The 23,976-nt window shown below is 69.3% G+C and carries 7 protein-coding genes; 5 read left to right on the top strand and 2 right to left on the bottom strand.

The features are described 5' to 3' along the window. Positions 1-445: 445 nt before the first annotated feature. Both RQG77_RS13670 and RQG77_RS13665 read left to right on the top strand, forming a co-directional pair. Positions 446-18,568 carry an AraC family transcriptional regulator gene (locus RQG77_RS13670; protein WP_311245177.1) on the top strand — a complete coding sequence of 6,041 codons (18,123 nt, stop codon included), beginning with the start codon at positions 446-448 and terminating at the stop codon, positions 18,566-18,568. A gap of 24 nt (positions 18,569-18,592) precedes the next feature. Then, positions 18,593-19,075 carry a hypothetical protein gene (locus RQG77_RS13665; protein ID WP_311245176.1) on the top strand — a complete coding sequence of 161 codons (483 nt, stop codon included), beginning with the start codon at positions 18,593-18,595 and terminating at the stop codon, positions 19,073-19,075. A gap of 16 nt (positions 19,076-19,091) precedes the next feature. On the opposite strand, the gene RQG77_RS13660 is transcribed toward RQG77_RS13665, so the two are convergent. Further along, positions 19,092-20,441, bottom strand: coding sequence for a deoxyribodipyrimidine photo-lyase (locus RQG77_RS13660; RefSeq protein ID WP_311245175.1), 1,350 nt, complete (start codon positions 20,439-20,441; stop codon positions 19,092-19,094). A gap of 57 nt (positions 20,442-20,498) precedes the next feature. Beyond that, a complete protein-coding gene (locus RQG77_RS13655; RefSeq protein WP_311245174.1) occupies positions 20,499-20,918 on the bottom strand; it encodes a hypothetical protein in 420 nt (139 codons plus the stop codon). Positions 20,919-20,999: 81 nt separating this feature from the next. Between RQG77_RS13655 and RQG77_RS13650 the strand changes: the two genes are divergently transcribed. From RQG77_RS13650 to RQG77_RS13640, 3 genes are read left to right on the top strand one after another with little or no spacing between them, the layout of a single operon-like run. Then, the gene (locus RQG77_RS13650; RefSeq protein ID WP_311245173.1) at positions 21,000-21,359 is read left to right on the top strand and encodes a YnfA family protein; all 360 of its coding nucleotides are present in this window, start codon (positions 21,000-21,002) and stop codon (positions 21,357-21,359) included. Between the two features lie 46 nt (positions 21,360-21,405). Further along, on the top strand, positions 21,406-23,406 hold the full coding sequence (thrS, locus tag RQG77_RS13645) for a threonine--tRNA ligase (protein WP_396653416.1): 2,001 nt from the start codon (positions 21,406-21,408) through the stop codon (positions 23,404-23,406). Continuing rightward, entirely contained in the window at positions 23,403-23,957 is a 555-nt protein-coding gene (locus tag RQG77_RS13640; RefSeq protein ID WP_311245172.1) for an HIT domain-containing protein, read from the top strand. The genes thrS and RQG77_RS13640 overlap by 4 nt, the downstream gene beginning before the upstream one ends. Positions 23,958-23,976 lie beyond the last annotated feature (19 nt).

Genomic DNA, 23,976 nt, shown 5'->3' with positions numbered 1-23,976 from the left:
CGGCTCACCGGGGGTTTTTTCTTACCCCGTGTGGTGTCAGATCCCAGACTGACAGGCAGCACTCCATAGCCGAGCGAGTCTTTCGCTTGGCTAGACACTTTGATATATTGGGTGCGTGGCCACGATCTCGGTCACTCGCCGGCTGTTCCCCAGCGCCGGCACAGCGCCCCGCGAATTCCCCAGATTTGCCGGGGCGCTTCTCTGTTCGGGCGCAGACCCGAGGTCGGGCATCGGATGCACCACGACCCGCACAGGCAGCGGCGAACGCGGGGAGATAAGTCTCGGTCACACATTTCGCATCTGTCACAACTGCATCATTGTCAACAGCGCAGGGTTTCGCCTAGGCTGAAATAACGATGTATCGGCGAAGGTGCATCGGACTCTGAGGGGGGTCACGGTGGCAGGGGGAGGTGTTCGTCGTGGCTGGCGCAGATCCGCCGTCGCCATGATCACCGCCATCGCCGTGATCGCCGCAGGCTTCACCCTCGGCGCCCCGCAGGCCGCGGAGGCTGCTGTGGTGCAGTGGGGAACCAACTCCGGCACGGCCCCGAACTACCAGGCCAACGTCAACGGCGACTTCATCATGGCCGGAAACGGCGTGCTCGCGTGCTCGGCGACGACGGCCACGACGAACGGCACCTGCGCCGATCTCCATGCCGCTTCCAGCACGAACGCGAACAACGTCAACGACAACTTCGTGATGACCCAGAACAACTCGGTCGCGGGTTTCACCTCGAATTCGAGCAGCGCGACGATGACGATCCCCGCCGGCGCCACGGTCGTGAAGGCGTTCCTCACGTGGAGCGCGAACACCGGCGTCTACACGGGGGATACACGTCGTCTCTGCGCCCAGTACTCCGCCGCGCGCGGCGTGGCCACGATGCCCGCCGGCAGTGCCACCGGCTACACCTCGCGCGCGATCCAGCTCAAGGTCGCAGGCAGCTCGGTGACCAACGTCTCCCCGCAGAGCATGCTGGCCGATCCCGCATCGCAGGCGACGGCGCTGTATTACTCGGCGAGCGCCGATGTGACCTCCGCCTTCGCGGCTGTGCCGACGGGATCCGAGGTGACGATCTCGGCTGGGAACATCTGGACGCCCACAGGCGCCGGATGCTACGCCGGCTGGTCGATCAACGTCGTCTACGACTACGGCACGTTCATTCCGAACAACCCCGCCTCGGTGCCGCACAACATCATCTACTACGAGGGCCATGTGCGGCAGGGTGCGAACGACGCCGACCTCACGGTCGCCTTCAACGGCTTCACGGCGGTGGCCGCGGGAACCCGCGCCGGATTCACGCTCTTCGAGGGCGATCGGAACATCACCGGAGACACGGCGTCGTACTCTCGCGGCGGCTCCACACCGTACACGGAGATCGCGAATGCTGCGGGGGCGACGGGCAACGTCGGCATCTCGCGGGCGGTGGGATCAGTCAGATACACAGGTACTGCCGGCACGGCGTTCACCAACCAGAACGTGGACGTCGCGACCGTTCCGCTGACCAACGTCGTCGCCGGAGATTCGACCGTGAACCTCCGCCTGGGCACGTCCGGTGACTCCTACCTTCTCCGAAACGCGATGCTCTCGGTGCCGACGGCCGGACTGCAGATCGTGAAGACGTTCGACGGCACGGCCGACACCCAGTCGCGGACCTCCGGCGAGCTCGCGACGTTCACGATCCGCATCACGAACACGGGCGCGGGAACCTTGCGCAACATCGTGGTGACAGACGATCAGGCGAACTGCGCCCGTAACCTCGGCGCACTCACCCTCGCACCGCTCCAGACGACCACCTATACCTGTACTGCGACGGCCCCATCGGCGACGGGATACGTATCGACGGCCGAGGCCACCGCCAGGACGGCGGTGGGGGACTTCCTCGCTCAGGACAGCGACAGCACGACCGTCCTGCTCAGCGCGATCAGCCTGACCAAGACCAGTGCGCTCGCTCCCGGAGGCACCGGACGCGCAGGAGACGTCGTCATCTACACGTTCACCGTGACGAACACAGGTCAATCGACGCTCACCGACGTCGTGATCAGCGACCCGCTGTCCGGTCTGTCGGCGATCACCTTCGGCACCTGGCCGGGGACCGTCGGCACGCTGACGCCGGGCCAATCGGTCACCGCGACGGCGAACTACACGCTCAAGCAGAGCGATGTGGATGCGGGTTCCGTGGCGAACACGGCGACCGTCAGCGCGGCGGATGACGACGGCGGCATCCGGCCCTCCGGATCAGCGAACCGGGTGACACCGATCGCCGCCGCCGGCGCCGTCACGGTCACCAAGACCGGGGCGCTCGCGAGCGGGACGACGGGCCGCGTCGGCGATCGCATCAACTACACCTTCACCGTCCGCAACACCGGCAACGTGACTCTCGAGAACGCGTCGCTCGTCGACCCGCTGCCGGGTCTCTCGCCACCGGCCATCACCTGGCCCACAGCGACGTCGGGTGTCATCCCCGTCGGTCAGGCCGCCACCGCGACAGCCTTCTATACGATCACTCAGGCCGATGTCGACGCAGGCAGCGTCCGCAACACCGCCACCGCCACAGCCCGCACCCCGGGCGGCACCACAATCTCCGGTTCCTCCCCGCAGGTCACCGTTCCCACGATCGCCTCAGCGCCAGGACTCACGACGACGAAGTCGGGATCCATCACCCAGGGCAACGGGGGCGTGGGCAGCACGATCACCTACACGTTCACCGCCCGCAACGCCGGCAACACGACGCTCACCAACGTCGCCATCAGCGATCCGCTCGCCGGGCTGTCGGCCCTCGCCTACTCGTGGCCCGGGGTCGCAGGCACTCTCGCCCCGGCCCAGTCCGTGACGGCGACCGCGACGTACACCGTGACCCAGGCCGACGTGGACGCCGGAGCGGTGCGCAACACCGCGACCGGCACGGCCCGCACCCCCGCAGGGGCGGTGCTCGCGGTTCCCAGCAGCCAGTCGGTCGTCTCGACCGCGGCACCCGCTCCTTCGGTCAATCTGACGAAGACCGGTGCTCTCGCGCCCGGCAGCACAGGCAGGGCGGGTGACGTCGTCACCTACTCGTTCCGCCTCGCGAACAGCGGAAACGTCACACTCACCGAGGTCGCGATCGCCGACCCGCTGGCGGGGCTCTCCGCCCTGACGTACACCTGGCCGGGAGCCGCGGGCACGCTGGCGCCGGGACAGGCCGTCACCGCGACCGCGACCTACACGCTGAAGCAGTCGGACGTCGATGCAGGTTCTGTGGCGAACACGGCGACGGCGTCGGCCCTGCCGCCGAGCGGTGCACGCCTGTCGCAGACGAGGTCGTTCACGCTGCCCGTCACCCCGACCGGCGCTCTGACCGTGCTGAAGTCGGGATCCGTCACGGCGGGGACGGGGGGAGTCGGCAGCACCGTCACCTACGACTTCTCGGCGACCAACAACGGCAACGTCACGCTGACGCAGGTCGCGATCGCGGATCCCCTTCCGGGCCTCTCGGCCATCACGTACACCTGGCCCGGCACGGCAGGAACCCTCGCGCCGGGTCAGACGGTGCAGGGCCGCGCGACGTACACCGTGCGCCAGGCCGACGTGGATGCCGGCACCGTGACCAACACGGCGACCGCTTCGGCGCGCACCCCCGGTGGGGCATCGGTCACGGGAACGTCGCCGACGACGCGTGTGAACACGGTGGCGGCTGCGCCCGCGAGCACGACGACGAAGACTGCCGCGGTGTCGGGCGCTGCCGCGGTCGGGGATGTCATCACCTACACCGTGCGCACCACGAACTCCGGGAACGTCACGCTGACGGACGTCGCCGTCACAGACACGCTCGCGGGCCTGTCGGCCTTCACCTACACGTGGCCCGGGACCTCGGGGAGGCTCGCACCCGGACAGACGGTGACGGCGGTCGCCACCTACACGATCAAACAGGCCGACGTGAATGCGGGATCCGTGCGCAACGTGGCGTCCTCCACCGCCGCCTACGGAACGACGCCCGTCACGAGCACCTCGGGCACCGTCACGACGAACACCGTGGCCGCATCAGCCGGAATCGTGACGACGAAGTCGGGTGCACTGCAGAGTGGTTCGTCCGGCCGGGCGGGCGACACGATCGTCTGGTCGATCACGCTGCGGAACTCCGGCAACGTCACCCTGACCGGGGTCGCGGTCGCGGATTCCCTTCCCGGCATCTCCGTGCCGAGCTACGGCGCGTGGCCGAGCGGCACCGCGGGAGTCCTGCAGCCCGGGCAGACCGTCGCTGCCACCGCGACCTCCGTCATCACGCAGACCGACGTCAACTCGGGCGCGGTGAGCAACACCGCCACCGGTTCCGGAGCCCCGCCGTCCGGCGCTGCAGTGACGAGCACGGCGCCGGCGACCGTGTCCCTCGCCTCAGCCCCGGGCCTCGTGCTCACCAAGACCGGTGCGGTCACCTCGGGCAACGGCTCCGTCGGCAGCACGATCACCTACTCGTTCTCGGCGCGCAACACGGGAAATGTCACGCTCACGGGCGTCGCGATCACCGACCCGCACCCAGGACTCTCGACGATCGCGTACACGTGGCCGGCGACTGCAGGCACGCTCCAGCCGAACCAGACGGTGACCGCGACCGCCACGTACACCGTGCGTCAGTCGGATGTGGATGCGAGCTCGGCCAAGAACACCGCGAGCGCGAGCGGCACCCCGCCGACGGGGGCCGCGATCACCGCATCCTCCGGCGAGGTGACGGTCGCGACGATCGCCGCAGCGCCCGGCGTCGCGATCACCAAGACCGCCTCGGGCGGCGGCGGAGGCGTGGGCAGCGTCATCACGTACACCTTCCGCGCGAGCAACACCGGAAACGTCACGCTCACGGGCGTCGGCATCGCCGATCCGCTGGCGGGCCTCGGGACGCTGCAGTACCAGTGGCCGGGTGCTGCGGGAACACTCGCGCCGGGGCAGACAGTCGTCGCCACCGCGCCGTACACCGTGACGCAGGCGGACGTGAACGCCGGATCCGTCACGAACACGGCGTCGGCAACCGGCACCGGCGGAGGCACCACCGCCACCGCGGCATCCGGTGCGGTCACGACCCCGACGGCCGCGAGCGCACCCGCCGTCTCGGTCACCAAGAACGGAACGCTCGCAGGGAGCGGTGCCGCAGGCGACACCATCACGTATGCCTTCACCGTTCGGAACTCGGGCAACGTCACCCTCTCGGGTGTCTCGCTCGTCGACCCTCTGATCGGGGCGGCAGCGGTGCCGCTGTCCGGCTGGCCCGGTGCCGCGGGCACCCTGCAGCCCGGCGAAAGCGTCTCCGGCACCGCCACCTACACGGTGAGGCAGTCCGACGTGGACGCCGGCGCGGTGGCGAACACCGCGACCGCCACGGGCACACCGCCGCGCGGCGCAGCGGTGACCGGAACCGCGCCCTCGACCGTGCGGATCGCCGCGGTGCCTTCGATAGCCGTGCAGAAGACCGGTTCGGTCACGACCGGCTCCGGTGAGGTCGGCAGCACTGTCACGTTCGCGTTCACGATCCGCAACTCCGGCAACGTCACGCTCAGCGGAATCACACTCACCGACACCCTCGCTGGTCTCAGCGCTCCGATCATCACCTGGCCCGGTTCGCCGAACACCCTGACCCCTGGGCAGACGGCGACGGGAACGGCGACGTACACCGTGCGTCAGACCGATGTCGACGCCGGATCCGTGCGCAACACGGCGAGCGTCAGCGGTCGACCGCCGACGGGGGCCGTGGTGAGCGCGACGTCCACAGAGGCTGTGGTGCCCACGAGCGTCGCCGCACCGGGGCTGACCGTGACGAAGAGCGCGGATACCGGGGCCGGAACGCGCGTGGGTGATGTCATCACCTACACGATCACGGCGACCAACAGCGGCAACCAGACGCTCACCGGTGTGACGCTGAGCGATCCGCTCGCGGGTCTCTCCGCGCTTTCGGTCACGTGGCCGGCCGCGAGTGGAGTGCTGGCACCGGGGCAGACGGCGACCGCTCGAGCCACCTACGTCATCACCCAGACCGATGTGAACTCCGGATCGATCCGTAACCGCGCGTCCGCAGCGGCCACGGCGCCGGGCGGTGCAGCGGTCAACGCGTCCTCCGCAGACGTCGTGACGCCGACGGTGACGGCTGCCCCCAGGTTGACGCTCGACAAGACCGCGAGCCTGGCGCCCGGCGCGACGGGCCGAGCGGGAGACGTCGTCACCTACAGCTTCACCGTGCAAAACGCCGGCAACGTCACCCTCACGGGTGTCGGAATCACCGATGCACTGCCCGGACTCTCGACCATCGCCTACACGGCCTGGCCCGGCGCGACAGGCACTCTGCAGCCAGGGCAGAGTGTGACGGCGACCGCGACCCGGGCGCTCACGCAGTCGGACGTCGATGCCGGCTCCGTCGCCAACACCGCGACCGCCACAGGCACGCCGCCGACAGGTGACGCGGTGCAGGCGACGGCCGCCGCGACTCTCCCGCTGATCGCCGGCCCCCTCCTCACCCTCGGCAAGACCGGGGTGTACACGCAGGGGAACGGCGCAGTCGGCAGCGTCATCACGTACACGTTCACGGCTCGCAACGCCGGAAACGTCACACTCACCGGCGTCGCGGTCACTGACCCGCACGCGGGCCTCAGCACGATCGCCCTGACCTGGCCCGGTACTACCGGAACCCTCGCGCCGGGAGCCCAGGTCGTCGGCACGGCGACGTACACGGTGACGCAGGCCGACGTCGACGCGGGCACCGTGCGCAACACCGCGCGGGTGACCGGCACGCCCCCCAGCGGTCCCGCGGTCGGCGCCGACTCGCAGACCGTCTCGCTCGCGACCGTCGCGGCCGGCCCCGCGATGACGACCGCGAAGTCGGCATCCGTCGGCGGCACCGGTGCGGTGGGCGACATCGTCGACTACACGGTGCGCGTGACCAACACCGGTAACGTGACGCTTCGCAGCGTCGTGGTGAACGACCCGATGGCGGGCCTGACGCCGTTCGCATACACCTGGCCCGGTGACGCGGGAGTGCTCGCGCCCGGTGCCCAGGTCGTCGCTCGGGCGAGCCACACGATCACTCAGGCGGACGTGGATGCGGGCTCGATCGTCAACGTCGCTACCGGAAGCGGGCTGTCGCCGAACGGCACCCCAGTGAGCGCAGCTTCCGGCACAGTCACCACGCCGACGGCTACGGGAGATCCGCGGCTCCAGGTCGTCAAGTCCGGCACGCTGCCCGCGGGCGCCACAGGCGTGGCAGGGGAGACCATCACCTGGACCGTGTCGATCCGAAACACCGGAAACGTCACGCTCTCCGGCGTCACCGCCACCGACTCCCTCCCGGGGATCGGCGACCTCGCCTACGGCGCCTGGCCGTCGGGCGCCGCGGGTGTGCTGGCACCCGGCGACGTGGTGACGGCGACAGCCACCTCCACGGTGCGTCAGACCGACGTCGACGCGGGGGCCGTCTCGAATGCGGCGACGGCGACCGGTGCTCCCTCTCGGGGACAGGCCACGTCGGCGGTGGGTTCGGCGACGGTTCCGCTGACCTCGGCGCCCGCGCTCACGATCCAGAAATCGGGCGCCTACACCGCAGGTACGGGGTCGGTCGGAGACACGATCACCTACTCCTACACCGTACGCAACGCCGGCAACGTGACGCTCACCGGAGTCGCCGTGAGCGACCCGCACAGCGGACTCTCGGCGATCAGCTACGGCGTCTGGGCATCCGGCACAGCAGGCACGCTCGCGCCCAACCAGACGATCACCGCGACCGCGACCTACCAGGTGCGTCAGAGCGATGTGAACGCGGGCTCCATCACCGATGTGGCCACCGCGTCGGGGCGTCCGCCCACGGGTGCGGCCGTGTCTGCGACCTCGCAGACCGTGGTGCTCGGCACTGCCACTCCTGCCCCGGCCATCCTGACGACGAAGACCGCGTCTGTCGGGGGCTCCGGACAGCTCGGCGACCTCATCACCTACACGCTCCGCGCGACGAACTCGGGCAACGTCACCCTCACCGGCGTCGCGCTGTCCGATCCCGCTCCGGGGCTGAGCCCGCTCGCCTACGGGCCGTGGCCGGGCGCCAGCGGCACCCTTCAGCCGGGTGAGTCCGTGACCGCGACGGCGACGCACCGCATCACCCAGGCAGACCTCGATGCAGGTTCCGTGTCGAACACGGCGACCTCGACGGGCACGCCCCCGACGGGGCCGGCCGCGACCGATCCGTCCGACACGGTCGTGACAGCGACGGCGGCCCAGACCCCCGACATCGAGGTGACGAAGACGGGCGCCCTCGCCGGCGGAGCGACAGCTCGCGCGGGAGACGCGGTCGTCTACTCGTTCTCGCTGCGCAACACCGGCAATGTCACGCTCACCGGCGTCGCGCTCACCGACCTCGAGCCCGGTGTCTCTCCGCTGGTCTACTCGTGGCCGGGCGCGGAGGGCGTCCTCGCTCCCGACCAGGTCGTCACGGCGACGGCGACGTACGCGCTCACGCAGGCCGACATCGACGCGGGTGCCGTCGACAACGTCGTGAGCGGTTCGGGTACCGCTCCGGGTGGCGCATCGATCACCGAGAACGACGACGTCACCGTCCCGGTCGCGCCGTCGGCATCCATTGACGTGTCGAAGACCGGAACGGTGGTCGGCGACGGAGTGGGAGACGGGGAGGCGGGCGACCAGATCCGGTTCGACTTCGTGGTCGTCAACACGGGCAACGTCACTCTCACGGATGTCGAGCTCGCCGACAGCATCCCCGGTCTCGTCCCGACCGTCACGTGGCCGGATGCCGACGCGGCGGGCATCCTCGCTCCAGGAGCCTCGGCCACGGCCACAGCCGTCTACGAGATCACCCAGGCGGACGTGAACAGCGGATCCGTGCCGAACTCCGTGACCGCGTCGGGCACGCCGCCGACCGGGGCCGACGTGACGGCGACAGACTCCGTCGAGGTGGCGACGGGTGCGCAGCGGTCCGAGCTCAGGCTCAGCAAGTCCGGGACGACCCTGCCGAGTGAGGCAGGACTCGGCGACGACATCACCTACACCTTCGTGCTCAGCAACACCGGGAACGTCACCGTCACCGGGATCGTCATCTCGGATCCGCTGCTCGGACTGTCCGACATCGTGACGGACTGGCCGGGCGCCGACGGCGTACTCGATCCGGGGCAGAGCGTGACTGCCACCGCGACGCTCGAGATCACCCAGGCACACGTCGACGCCGGGCGTGTGCTGAACACCGCGACCGCGTCGGGGACCGCACCCTTAGGCGCCGTCTCGACGACCTCGCCGCAGAGCATCGTGCCGGTGGAGGCCGCAGCGCCGTCCGTCGCGGTCACGAACAGCGGCTCGCTTCCGCCCGGGTCCGCAGCGGGATCGACCGTGACGTGGACCTACACGCTCGAGAACACCGGCAACGTGACCCTGAGCGGTTCCGCGCTGTCTGAGGCTCTCGCGGGCACGACGGCGCCCGTCTACCAGTGGAATGGTCCAGCAGGCATCCTCGCCCCGGGTGAGACGGTCACTGCGACGGCCACGACCGTGCTGACCCAGGCCGACGTCGATGCGGGCTCGATCATCAGCCTCGTGACCGGGCGCGGCACGGCACCCACCGGAGCCGTCGTCACTGCGACGGCCCCGGCCACGGTGACCATCGCCTCGACTGCGGGTCTGACGCTGGACAAGTCCGCATCGCAGACCGAGGACCTGGCCGTCGGCGACATCGTGACGTTCACGTTCGACATCACGAACGCAGGCACGGCGACGATCGACGCCATCGCGCTGAGCGACCCGCTGCCCGGACTGTCGGCGATCACGTTCGGTCCGTGGCCCTCGGCGACGGGAACTCTCGCACCGGCGACGACCGTGAGCGCGTCGGCGCAGTACACCGTGACGCAGGCGGATGTGGATGCCGGAGGCGTCCGCAACACCGCGACCGCGACCGCACTCACTCCGACGGGCGCCGCGGTCTCTGCATCCGACATCGTGACGCTCGCCACCGAGACGAGGGCGCCCGCGCTCGAACTGGTGAAGGCGGATGAGCTCTCTGGCGACGGCGTGCTCGGAGACTCGATCACCTACTCGTTCACTGTGCGCAACGCCGGGAACACCACAGTCACCGACATCGCGATCGCCGATGAGCTCGAGGGAATCTCGGGCATCGTGTTCGGAGCATGGCCGAGCGGGGAGACAGGACGCCTCGCTCCCGGGCAAGAGGTGACGGCCACCGCGCAGTACACGATCGGCCAGGCCGACGTCGATGCCGGTGAGGTCGTCAACGCCGCGATCGCTACGGGAAGCACCCCCACCGAGGTCGATGTGTCCTCGACCGAGGCCGAGGTGACGACCGAGCTCGCGGCGGCCGGTCCCACGCTGACGGCCACCAAGCGCGGCACCCTCGCAGCCGGATCGACGGGGCGCGCGGGAGACACCGTCGAATTCCGCTTCTCGGTCGTCAACACAGGTGACGTCACGGTCAGCGAGGTCGGTTTCGACGACGCCCTCCCAGGGCTCAGCCCTTTGACGATCACCTGGCCGGATGCGACGCGCCCCGGCATCCTCGTTCCCGGCGCCGAGGCGACCGCGACCGCGACCTACGTGCTCCTCCAGTCCGACGTCGACGCCGGCGCGGTATCGAACGCCGTCATCGTGACGGGTACGCCTGTACGAGGGACTCTCGCGCCCGTGCCGGCTGCTGCGACCGTTCCCATCACCCCCGGAGCCGCCTTGTCGGCGGTGAAGACGGGTGTGCTCGCTGCGGGTGACATCGGCGAGGTCGGCGACCGGATCGACTACACGGTCGTGGCGACGAACACGGGCAACGTGACGGTCACCGGCGGCGTGCTGGTGGACCCGATGGAGGGGCTCCAGGGTGTCTCCATCGCCTGGCCGGATCCTGCGGTTCCCGGTCGTGTCGGTGTGGGGGAGTCCGCGACAGGGCGCGGTTTCTATCTGCTGACGCAGGCGGATGTGGATGCCGGGTTCGTGGTGAATACGGCGTCGGTGGCGGCGTTCGCTCCGGGTGGTGTGCGGGTGTCGGCGGATACGAACACGGTGCGGGTGAATACGGTGTTGCCTGCGGCGGGGTTGTCGGTGTCGAAGTCGGGTGTGGCGTCGGGTTCCGGTGCTGTGGGTGATGTGGTGTCGTATGAGTTCGGTGTGACGAATACGGGCAATGTGACGGTGTCGGGTGTGGTGCTGAGTGATGCGGTTCCTGGTGTGGTGTTGTCGGGTGTGGTGTGGCCGGATGCGGGTGCGCCTGGTGTGATCGCTCCGGGGGAGACGGCGACGGCGACGGGGTCGTATGTGATCGTGCAGGCGGATGTGGATGCGGGTCGTGTGGTGAACACGGCGTCGGCGTCTGGTGTGCCGGCGCGGAGTGAGCCGATCACGGTCGTGTCGCCGGAGAGCGTCGTTGCGACGGTCGCTGCGGCTCCGGCCGTGTCGGTGACCGACAGTGGTGCGTTGGCCCCGGGGGCGACGGGCAAGGCCGGCGATGTCGTGACCTGGACATACGTCCTCACCAACGACGGCAACGTGACTCTGACCGGCGCCGCCCTCGCAGACGCCCTGCCCGGTGCGTCCGCGCCCGTCTACGCGTGGCAGGGTGCGGAGGGTGTGCTCGTGCCCGGCCAGTCGGTGACCGCGACGGCGACCTACGTGCTGACCCAGGCGGACGTCGATGCGGGCAGCGTCACGAGCCTCGTCACCGGAACCGGAACACCCACCACCGGCGGGGCTGCGGTCACGGCGACGGCCCCGGCGACCGTGCCCATCGTGAGCGCTCCGCAGCTCGTCGTCACGAAGGACGACTCGGCGACCGGCGGCAGCGTCGGCGACACGATCGACTACTCCTTCACGATCGAGAACCGGGGCAACGTCACGCTTTCGGGCGTCGTCCTGTCCGACACGCTCTCAGGACTCAGCACACCGATCATCACCTGGCCGACCACGAACCGCGTGCTCGCACCGGGCGAGGTCGCCACGGCAACAGCGAGCTACGTCATCACCCAGAGCGACGTCGACGCGGGCAGCGTCTCGAACACCGCCACGGCGAATGCCACCGTTCCCGGTGGCGGGTCGATCTCGGCATCCTCCGACGAGGTCGTGACCCCGCTCGACGCCCCGGCGCCTGCCGTGGTCACGACCAAGTCCGCGGTCATCGTGAACGGCGCGGGCGGAGCTGTCGGCGATGTCATCGAATACACCGTCACGGTCCGCAACGCCGGAAACGTGACGCTCGGCGGCGTGGGCATCGTCGACGACCTCGACGACCTCTCCGACATCTCGGTCGTCTGGCCCGGCGCCGAAGGCGTCCTCGCGCCGGAGCAGACCCTCGTCGGCAGCGCCAGATACGTCATCACCCAGGCCGACGTCGACCGTGGCTCGGTGTCGAACATCGCGGTGGGCTCGGGCACCGATCCCACCGGCACCACCGTCGAAGACCCCTCGGACCAGGTCGTGGTGCCCACGCTCACGGCCAGCGCCGACGCGACCGTCACGAAGAGCGGCGTGCTCGAGCCGGGTGCGACGGGCCGAGCAGGCGACACGGTGCAGTACTCGTTCCGCATCGCGAACACGGGCAACGTCACGCTGTCGAGCGTGACTCTCGACGATCCGCTGGTCGGTCTGTCTGACATCCAGGTCACCTGGCCCGGAGCAGACGGCGTTCTCGCTCCCGGTGCGACCGCCGACGCCACGGCCGAGTATGAGCTCACCCAAGCCGATGTCGACCGAGGGCGTGTCGACAACACGGTCACCCTGACGGCATCCGCTCCGGGCGGCGCTCCGGTCGAGCGCACGGCGACGGCGACAGTGCCGATCGCCGAGGCGGCGGAGCTCACGACCGTGAAGAGCGGACAGCTGCTCGAGCCGGGAATCGGAGCGGTCGGCGACGTCATCGAGTACCGGCTGGTGGTGACCAACACGGGCAACGTGACGGTGCAGGACGGCCGGCTGATCGATCGTCTCGCCGGTCTCTCGCTGCCCGAGATCGAATGGCCGGGTCCTGAAGGCGAGCTGCTCGTAGGCGACACAGTGGTCGGGATCGCGCGGTACACGCTGACCCAGGCGGACATCGATCGCGGTTTCGTGCGGAACATCGCCGGTGTCGAAGCGGTCACGGAGCAGGGGACGATCGTCGTCGCCGACTCCAACCCGGTCGTGATCAACACCGTGCAGCCCGCGGCTGCGCTCACCGTCGTGAAGGACGGCGTCGTCGACGGCGATGGCGGTGCGGGTGGTGCTGTCGACTACACCTTCCGCATCACGAACACCGGAAACGTGACCGTCAGCGCGATCGCTCTCGCCGATCCGATGCCGGGCCTCAGCGTGCCGCAGATCACCTGGCCTGGGGTCGAGGGCGTGCTCGCACCAGGACAGACGGCGATCGCGACGGCCGGCTACACGATCACCCAGACGGATGTGGATGCCGGATCCATCGCCAACGCGGCGACCGCGAGCGGCAGCTCGCGCGGTGGCCCTGTCACGAGCCCCGCGGGTATCGAGACGGTCGACACTCAGGGCATCCAGGCCTCGATCGTCGTGGACAAGACCGCGGCGCTCGCTCCCGACGCCACCGGCGTCGCGGGCGATATCGTGACGTGGAGCTACTCCCTGCAGAACACCAGCAACGTCACGCTCACAGGGGTGGCGCTGGCCGATCGCCTCAGCGGTTCCACGGCTCCCGCCTACACCTGGCCAGACCCGGCTCGCCCGGGAGTGCTGCTCCCCGGCCAGACCGTGACGGCTGTCTCGACCTACGCACTCACCCAGGCCGACATCGATCGTGGAGGCGTCGCGAGCGCGGTCGACGGCGTCGGCACCCCGCCGCGTGGCGCTGACGTCACCGGCACCTCCACGGCCTCGGTCGAGATCGCCGCGCGTCCTGGCATCGCTGCGACGAAGTCCGGACTGGTCGACGGCGTGGGCGACGTCGGCGATCGGATCGACTACACGTTCGGCATCACGAACACGGGCAACGTCACGCTCACCCTCGTCGACCTCGTCGACGCGCTGGTCGGCGTGAGCTCGCCCACCTTCGACTGGCCGGGTGAGCCCGGCATCCTGCTCCCGGGCGAAACGGTCGACGCCGCAGCCGAGTACACGATCACCCAGGCGGATGTGGATCGTGGCTCGGTCACGAACATCGCCACGGCGAGCGGCAAGCCACCGGTGGGAGACACGATCACGGCGAGCACGCCGCCGACGGACACGAGTGTCGCGGCGGCTGCCCCCGAGCTGCTCACCGGCAAGACGGCCAGTGTTCGCGGAGACGGAGCGGTCGGCGACATCATCGACTACTCCTTCACGATCGAGAACACCGGAAACGTCACCGTGTCGGCGATCACGCTGACCGACCCGCTGGCGGGGCTCTCCGTCCCGAACGTGCGCTGGCCCGGCGATCCCGGAGTCCTCGCTCCGGGTGAGATCGCGACGGCGATCGCCAGCTATGCGATCGTGCAGGCCGATGTGGATGCCGGTGAGGTGGTCAACATCGCGACCGCCGCCGGATCCGCTCCGAGCGGAGCTGCCGTGCAGGACGCCTCCGACCGGATCAGCACCCCGACGGTCGCTGCGGATGCCGGGATCATGATCGACAAGACCGGAGCACTGGCACCGGGCTCCACCGGACAGGTGGGCGACGTCGTGCAGTTCGGCTTCACGATCGCCAACACCGGCAACCAGACACTGAGCGGTGTCGACCTCTCCGACGCGCTGCCCGGACTCAGCGCCATCGATGTGGTCTGGCCGAGCGACGACCCCGCAGCGGCGGGCGTCCTCCCGGTCGGCTCCACCGCTCGCGGTACCGCGACCTACGCGCTCACCCAAGCGGACATCGACGCCGGGTCGGTCGCGAACGCGGTCGAGGTCGTCGCGACCACACCGTCCGGTGTCGCGGTCGACTCCGCGGATGCCTCGACGGTCACGGTTCCCCGGACTCCCGCGTTGTCGGCGGTGAAGACGGGTGTGCTCGCTGCGGGTGACATCGGCGCCGTCGGTGACACGGTGGAGTACGCGGTGGTCGTCACGAACACGGGCAACGTGACGGTCACCGGCGGCGTGCTGGTCGACCCGATGGTGGGTCTGTACGACGTGTCGATCGTGTGGCCGGATCCTGCGGTTCCCGGTCGCGTGGGCGTGGGGGAGCAGGCCGTCGGTCGGGGCAAGTACGACCTGACGCAGGCGGATGTGGATGCCGGGTTCGTGGTGAATACGGCGTCGGTGGCGGCGTTCGCTCCGGGTGGTGTGCGGGTGTCGGCGGATACGAACACGGTGCGGGTGAACACGGTGTTGCCTGCGGCGGGGTTGTCGGTGTCGAAGTCGGGGGTGGCGTCGGGCTCTGGTGCTGTGGGTGATGTGGTGTCGTATGAGTTCGGTGTGACGAATACGGGCAATGTCACGGTGTCGGGTGTGGTGCTGAGTGATGCGGTTCCTGGTGTGGTGTTGTCGGGTGTGGTGTGGCCGGATGCGGGTGCGCCTGGTGTGATCGCTCCGGGGGAGACGGCGACGGCGACGGGGTCGTATGTGATCGTGCAGGCGGATGTGGATGCGGGTCGTGTGGTGAACACGGCGTCGGCGTCTGGTGTGCCGGCGCGGAGTGAGCCGATCACGGTGGTGTCGCCGGAGAGCGTCGTTGCGACGGTCGCTGCGGCTCCGGCCGTGTCGGTGACCGACAGTGGTGCGTTGGCCCCGGGGGCGACGGGCAAGGCCGGCGATGTCGTGACCTGGACATACGTCCTCACCAACGACGGCAACGTGACTCTGACCGGCGCCGCCCTCGCGGACGCCCTGCCCGGTGCGTCCGCGCCCGTCTACGCGTGGCAGGGCGCTGAGGGTGTGCTCGTGCCCGGTCAGTCGGTGACCGCGACGGCGACCTACGTGCTGACCCAGGCGGACGTCGATGCGGGCAGCGTCACGAGCCTCGTCACCGGAACCGGAACACCCCCGACGGGCGCTCGGGCTGCGGCCACGACGCCGGCCACCGTGCCGCTCGTCGCGGCTCCCGGCCTCGTGTTCGAGAAGACGGGCAGCCTGGATGCCGCAGGTGCGAACGACGCCGGTGACGGCGTGACCTTCGAGTTCCGCATCGAGAACACCGGGACCGTGACGTTCTCGGGCGTGGCGATCACGGATGAGCTGGTCGGCATCGGACCGATCACCGTCGACTGGCCCGCTGCCGCGGGCGTGCTCGCACCGGGGCAGATCGCACGCGGCACGGCGTCATACGACATCAGCCAGGAGGACGTCGATCGGGGATCCGTGCAGAACACGGCATCCGTCCGCGCCACGACACCGGCCGGCGAGGTCCTCTCGACCCGCTCGACCATCGAACCCATCCCGACAGCCGAGCACGCCCCGTCGATCCAGACGGTCAAGGGCGGCGCGTACGTCAGCGGCACCGGCGGTGTGGGCAGCATCATCGAGTACACGTTCGACATCACGAACACCGGAAACGTGACCCTGCGACTGATCCGCCTCCAGGACGACCTCGAGGGTCTGGGCACCCCGCAGATTGAGTTCCCGTCGGCCACCGGCATCCTTCCGCCCGGCGGAACCGCGACCGGCGTCGCCCGGTACACGGTGACTCAGGACGACGTCGATGCCGGATCGATCACGAACGTCGCCACGTCGTTCGGAACCTCTCCGCGTGGAGTCGTGGTCTCCGACAGCTCCGCCCCGTTCACGATCGCGACGGACGCACCGACCAACCCCGAGCAGGCGATCCGCGCGACCCAGTCCGCCGAACTCGCCGCCGGGGACGTCGGCGTGCTCGGAGACTCGGTCGACTACACCTTCACGATTCAGAACACCGGCAACACCACCCTGAACGGGGTGACCCTCAGCAACACGGTCTCGGGACTCACCGGCTTCGTCTACACATGGCCGGACGCGGCGAACCCGGGGCGTCTGCTTCCCGGGCAGGCCGTCACGATCACGGCGTCGCATCTGATCACTCAGGCGGATGTTGATGCGGGCACCGTCCGCAACACGACCACGGGATCCGGCACGCCGCCGACAGGCGCTGACGTCAGCAGCCGCACGCCGATGACGATCGTGCCGCTGGCGGGCGGGACGGGTTCGATCGACGTGTCCAAGACCGGTACGCGTCTGGGCGACGGCAGCGTCGGCACGCAGATCAGGTACGACTTCGTGATCACGAACACCGGCACCTTCTCGCTCTCCTCCGTCGCGCTCACCGACTCACTCGACGGGCTGTCCGACATCTTGTACGGAGCATGGCCAGACGCGGTCGGAACTCTCGCGCCGGGAGGATCCGTCACTGCGACGGCGACCTACACGCTGCTGCAGTCGGACATCGACGCGGGTGAGGTGCGCAACACCGCATCTGCCAGCGCGCTGACGCCCGGCGGTGACCCGGTGACAGCCGATTCCCCCGAGTCGGTCGTCACGACCATGGCCGCTGCCCCGGCGATCGACCTCGAGAAGTCCCAGGTGCTCGCGCAGGGTGCCACCGGACGCCCCGGCGACATCGTCGAGTACACCTTCACGGTCACCAACAACGGGAACACGACACTCCGCGGCGTCACGGTGGCCGACGGCCAGGCGGGACTCACCGGGCTCGGCATCGCGTGGCCGGGTGAGATCGGCGTGCTGGCTCCCGGTCAGTCGGCGACGGCGACCGCGACCTACGCCCTCACCCAGGCAGACGTCGATGCCGGCGGGATCACGTCGGTCGCCGTCGCCACCGGAGACAGCGGGGGGACGATCGTCCGCGACGAGGCTTCGGCTGAGACCGTCATCGCCGCGGCACCCGCCCTCACTCTCGACAAGACGGCCGAGCTCACCGGCGCAGCTCAGCAGGGCGGCGGCATCCGGTACCTGGTGACCGTCACGAACACCGGCAACGTCACGCTGTCCGATGTCGCGGTCACCGATGAACTCGCCGGACTCGGCGCTCCGACCGTGACCTGGCCCGGTACGCCCGGTGTGCTGGCCGCAGGCCAGAGCGCGACCGTGACCGCCGACTATGTCATCACGGCGGCGGACGTCGTGCGCCAGCACGTCGAGAACACCGCCTCTGTGGTGGGGACCGCGCCGGACGGCTCGACCGCCGAGGCATCTGACTCGGTGCGGGTGGAGGTGCCCGGCGCTCCGAGCATCAGTCTCGGCATGAGCATCTCGGTCAAGGACGGCCAGCAAGGCTTCGCGGGCGACACCCTGATCTTCCGTTACACCGCGACCAACACCGGGACCACGACTCTCAACGGCGTGCGCATCACCGACCCGTACCCGGGACTCTCGGCGATCACGTACGCGTGGCCCGGCGAGCCCGGCGTGCTGCTCCCCGGCCAGAGCGTCACAGCGACGGCCACCGCGATCATCACCCCGGCGATGGAAGGTACTGTGGTGAACTCCCGCGCCGTGGTGACGAGCGTCGAGGCGGAGTCCGGGGTGCAGGTGCTCGACGTCGCCTCCGACGCGGTGAACCTCCCGCAGCCGACCCCGACGGGCCTGCTGCCCTTCACGGGCGGCGGCGACCCGCTGCCGCTGGTCGGCGGCTCCGCACTGCTGCTGCTCGCCGGCCTCGTGCTGATGCTCGCTGCCCGCCGTCGTCGCTCGATGCGACCCCAGAACCTCTCCTCCTAGAAATTCGCACTGAAAGGCCACACGATGCTGAACCTGAGCTCACCCTCCCCGTCCACCGCAGGACGCCGCACGGCGACCAAGGGGGTGGTCGTGGCCGGCATCGCCGTGACTCTCGGCCTCGTCCTCGCAGGATGCACGGACTCTGCCCCCGAGCCCACGCCCACGCCGACCGCGACGGAGCAGGCCGAAGCGGGCGTCACGGACATCACGGACACGCCCGGCTCCGGTGAGGGGCTCGTGGGCGCGCTCGCGGATGCCGAGGTCAAGACGTGCGAGCTCGCGGGCGACCACTGGGAGATCGCGGGTTCCGTGACGAACTCGAGCGAGGCTGCGGCGTCGTACCGGATCTACGTCTCGCTGCTCACGGAGGGCGGTGACACGCGGTCGCTCACGCAGGTCGACGTCGAGCCGGTGGACGCCGGCGCGAGCGCCGAGTGGGAGACGTCGGTCGCCGTTGAGGATGAAGCTCTTGACTGCGTGCTCCGCGTCGAGCGCTACGCCTCCTGAGCGGCCGGAACCGCGATCACGACGCCGGCTGAGACGATTGCTTGACGACCTCGTAGGCGGCGAGAGCCGCCTTGCGCGTGGCAGCCAGATCGACGATCGGCTCGGTGGGCGCATCCGAAGCCCATTCCGAGATGTACAGGCTGTGCGGGTCGAACTTCTTGGCCTGGAGCTCGGGGTTGAACACACGGAAGTACGGAGCCGCATCGGCTCCCGATCCGGCGACCCATTGCCAGTTGAACGGGTTGCTCGCGCCGTCGGCGTCGACGAGCGTGTCCCAGAACCACTCCTCGCCGCGCCGCCAGTCGATCAGGAGGTTCTTGACGAGGAATGACGCGGTGACCATGCGCACGCGGTTGTGCATGAAACCGGTGTGCCACAGCTCGCGCATCCCGGCATCCACCAGCGGCACTCCGGTGTCGCCGCGTTGCCATGCCTCGAGCTGGCCGGGGTCGAGGCGCGGCCAGGGGAACGCGTCGAACTGACGGCGCAGATTCACGGTCGCCAGATCGGGGGAGTGGAACACGGTGTGCCAGGCGAACTCGCGCCACCCCAGCTCCGAGAGGAATCCCGCGGCACCATGCGCGTCGACCGCTTCGTGCCAGACGGTGAACGGGCTCAGTTCTCCCCAGCGCAGTCGGGGCGAGAGCAGCGAGGTGGCACCGGCGGACGGCTCGTCCCTCGCGCGGTCGTACGCGTCGATGTCGTCGTGCAGGAACGTTCTCAGCCGGGCCCGTGCGGCGGGCTCGCCGGGCTCCCACGTCTCGCGCAGGCCGCCGGCCCAGTCCGGTCGCGTCGGCAGGAGGTTCCAGTCGTCGAGGTCGTCGGAGGCGGGGCGGGGTGACGCCCCGTCGAGGCTTCGCGGTGCGGGGAGTGGCGCGCGGGGCGCGGGCAGGGCGAGGCAGGCACGCCAGAACGGGGTGAACACCGAGAAGTGGGTGCCGCTCCCGGTCTTCACCGTCCACGGCTCGTGCAGCAGAGAGCCGGCGAAGGATGCGACCTCGATCCCGTCATCGCGGAGCGACGCCTTCAGCGCCGCGTCGATGTCGCGCTCCGCTCCTCCGTACCGTCGATTCCAGAACACGGCGCTCGCTCCGGTATCCGCCACAGTCTCACGGACGTCGCGCTCGGCGGGCCCACGGCGCAGCGTCAACGTCGCTCCGAGCTCTCGCAGTCGTCCGCTCAGCGAGGTGAGCGAATGGTGCAGCCACCAGCGTGCGGCGCCACCGAGCGGGCGGATGCCGGGGGACTCCTCGTCGAGCACGTAGAGCACGATGATCGGCTCGTCACGATCGAGGGCCGCCCGCAATGCCGGGTTGTCGGCGAGGCGGAGGTCGTCACGGAGCCACACGATCGAGGGGGAGGACATGATTCCATTCTCGCCCGCGCGACGGAATCGGCAGGGAGGGGTTGCGTGACGCCCGCCTCAGCGGCTACGACGCCGCGCGCGACCGTCCGGCGCGCGATCGGGAGCAGTCGCCCACAGGGCCCACAGCACGAGCAGCGGCTGGAGGAACAGCCGGCCGAAGCGCCGCGCCTCGGTGTCGAGACCGGGGGTGGAGCGGTGCGTGCGCCACTGGTGCACGTTTCCCGGCAGGACGGCGACGAAGAACGCGGCGGTGGCGATACCGATGCGTCGCCTCTCCTTGGGGAGTGCGACCAGTCCGACCGCGAGCGCGACCTCGGCGGCCCCGGAGGCGATCACGATCGCGTCCTTGTCGAGCCGGGTGGCTTTCGTCGCCCAGTCCGGAACGACGACCCGGAAGCCGCGGGTGCCCACGAAATGGACGATGCCGATCGCCCCGAGGGCGAGTGCGAGGATCCAACGCGCCAGTGCTTTGACCATCCGCTCACGCTACCCGGTCGCACCGCGACGGCCTTGCGAACCACCGCGCGTCAGCCGCAGTTGTGCGACACACTGGGAGCCATGACCGTCCTGCGCATCAGCATCCTCTTCGTGCTCGCCGCCATCGCCGAGATCGGCGGGGCCTGGCTGATCTGGCAGGCGGTCAAGGAGAACCGGGGGTGGCTGTTCGCGGTGCTCGGGGTCATGGCGCTCGGCGCCTACGGCTTCATCGCGGCGCTGCAGCCCGACGCGAACTTCGGACGCGTGCTCGCCTCGTACGGCGGCGTGTTCATCGCAGGGTCCCTGGCGTGGGGGATCATCGTCGACGGCTTCAAGCCGACGATCTGGGACTGGGTCGGCTCGGCGATCGCGCTGGTCGGTGCGGCGATCATCATCCTGGCCCCGACGGCCGCGAACACCGCGACCGAGGCGGTGTCGTAGCGGTCAGCAGCCTCCGGGCATGCGAGTAACCTGGATCCAGACCCAGATGGAGTGTGCAGTGCCTGAAAATGCTCAGCCGAAAGACGGCTTCGCCCTGTTCTCTGACCGTTCAGTCGTCGCGATGCGCGTCAACGGAACCCTCAAGGACCTCGCCGCGACAGTGACGGATGCCGACGAGGTTGAGCCGGTCACGATCGACAGCCCCGACGGACTCAACATCCTCCGTCACTCGGCGGCGCACGTGCTCGCGCAGGCGGTGCAGCGGATCAACCCGCAGGCGAACCTCGGCATCGGCCCGCCCATCACCGACGGCTTCTACTACGACTTCGGCGTCCACACTCCGTTCACGCCCGAGGACATCAAGGCCATCACGAAGGAGATGCAGCGCATCGTCCGTGAGGGCCAGCGCTTCGTGCGCCGCGTCGTCACCGACGACGAGGCGCGGGCGGAGCTCGCGGACGAGCCGTTCAAGCTCGAGCTCATCGGTCTCAAGGGCGGCAAGGAGGCGGCAGAGGGCGCATCCGTCGAGGTCGGCGAGGGCGAGCTGACGATCTACGACAACACGACTCGTGACGGTGAGGTGGTCTGGAAGGACCTCTGCCGTGGGCCGCACCTCCCCAACACCCGCATGATCGGCAACGGCTGGGATCTCACCCGCATCGCCGCCGCCTATTGGCGCGGCAGCGAGAAGAACCCGCAGCTGCAGCGCATCTACGGCACGGCGTGGCCGTCGAAGGACGAGCTGCGTAAGTACCAGCACCGTCTCGAGGAGGCCGCCAAGCGCGACCACCGGCGCCTCGGCAAGGAGCTCGACCTGTTCTCGTTCCCTGAGGAGATCGGCTCGGGCCTCTCGGTCTGGCACCCTCGCGGCGGTGTCGTCCGCGGCGAGATGGAGCAGCATGCGCGCAAGCGCCACATCGAGGGCGGGTACACCTACGTGTACACCCCACACATCTCGAAGGAAGACCTCTTCCTCACCTCGAACCACCTCGTCACGTACAAGGAGGGCATGTACCCGCCGATCGTCATGGACGAGGAGCGCGACGACGAGGGCAACGTCACCAAACAGGGCCAGGACTACTACCTGAAGCCCATGAACTGCCCGATGCACATCCTGATCTACAAGGAGCGTGCGCGCAGCTACCGTGACCTGCCGCTGCGGTTCGCCGAGAACGGCACCGTCTACCGCAACGAGCTGTCGGGGGCGCTGCACGGCCTCACCCGCGTGCGCGGCTTCACCCAGGACGACTCGCACCTCTTCGTCACGCCCGATCAGCTCGAGGCTGAGGTCTCGAAGGTCCTCGAGTTCATCCTGTCGATGCTGCGCGATTTCGGTCTCACCGACTTCGAGCTCGAGCTGTCGATGAAGGACGACGAGAAGTCCAAGTGGATCGGCTCCGACGAGTTCTGGGAGTCGTCGACCGATGCTCTGCGTCGTGTCGCCGTGGCATCCGGGCTCAAGCTCACCGAGGTCCCCGGCGAGGCGGCGTTCTACGGACCCAAGATCGACCTGAAGACGCGCGATGCGATCGGGCGCACCTGGCAGCTCTCGACCGTGCAGGTCGACCCGAACCTGCCCGAGCGCTTCGAACTCGAATACATGGACAAGGACGGACAGAAGAAGCGTCCGATCATGATCCACCGCGCGCTGTTCGGCTCGATCGAGCGGTTCTTCGCCATTCTGCTCGAGCACTACGCGGGCGACTTCCCCGTATGGCTGTCTCCCGTGCAGGTCGTGGGCATCCCCGTGGCCGACGAGTTCGCCGACTACCTGGGCGAGATCGTCCAGACGCTCCGCACGCAGGGCGTGCGCGCCGAGCTCGACGACTCCGACGACCGGATGCAGAAGAAGATCCGCACGCACACGACCGGCAAGGTCCCGCTGCTGCTGATCGCGGGGGAGAAGGACCGCGACGCGGGCACCGTCTCGTTCCGCTACCGCGACGGCACGCAGGAGAACGGCGTGCCGATCGCGGACGCGGTCTCGCGCATCCGTGCCGCTATCGAGGCGCACACGCTCGTGCAGACAGCAGGAGACCTGGCGTGACGACGCGCTCCGAGCCGTGGGAGGACGCCGGCGAGTTCGCCGGTGTCCCCGACGAGTTCCAGCGGCTGTGGACTCCGCACCGGATGGCGTACATCCAGGCGGGCCCCGAGCCGCTGCGCGAGGAGTGCCCGTTCTGCGAGGCTCCGAAGTTCCCGGATGCCGAGCGGCTGATCGTCGCGCGGGGTGAGACGGCCTACGTGCTGCTGAACCTTTTCCCGTACAACTCGGGGCACCTTCTGGTCTGCCCGTACCGCCACATCGGCACCTACGACCAGGCCACGCCCGAAGAGGTCGCTGAGATCGGGGCGCTGACCCAGATCGGCATGCGCGTTCTGCGAGAGGTGTCGCGCTGCGACGGGTTCAACCTCGGGATGAATCAGGGTGCGGTCGCCGGTGCCGGCGTCGACGGCCACCTGCACCAGCACATCGTGCCGCGGTGGACGTCGGACGCCAACTTCTTCCCGATCATCGCCAAGACCAAGGCGTTGCCCCAGCTGCTCGGAGAAGTGCGAGAAGCCGTGGCGAACGCCTGGCCGACCTCCGGTCGTTGAGCGAGGAGCGCAGCGACGA

This window comes from Microbacterium sp. WCS2018Hpa-23 (genome assembly GCF_031843845.1).
Classification (GTDB): Bacteria; Actinomycetota; Actinomycetes; order Actinomycetales; family Microbacteriaceae; genus Microbacterium.
Note: the sequence above shows the minus strand (reverse complement) of the source record. Positions and strands in the feature narration are given on the sequence as shown.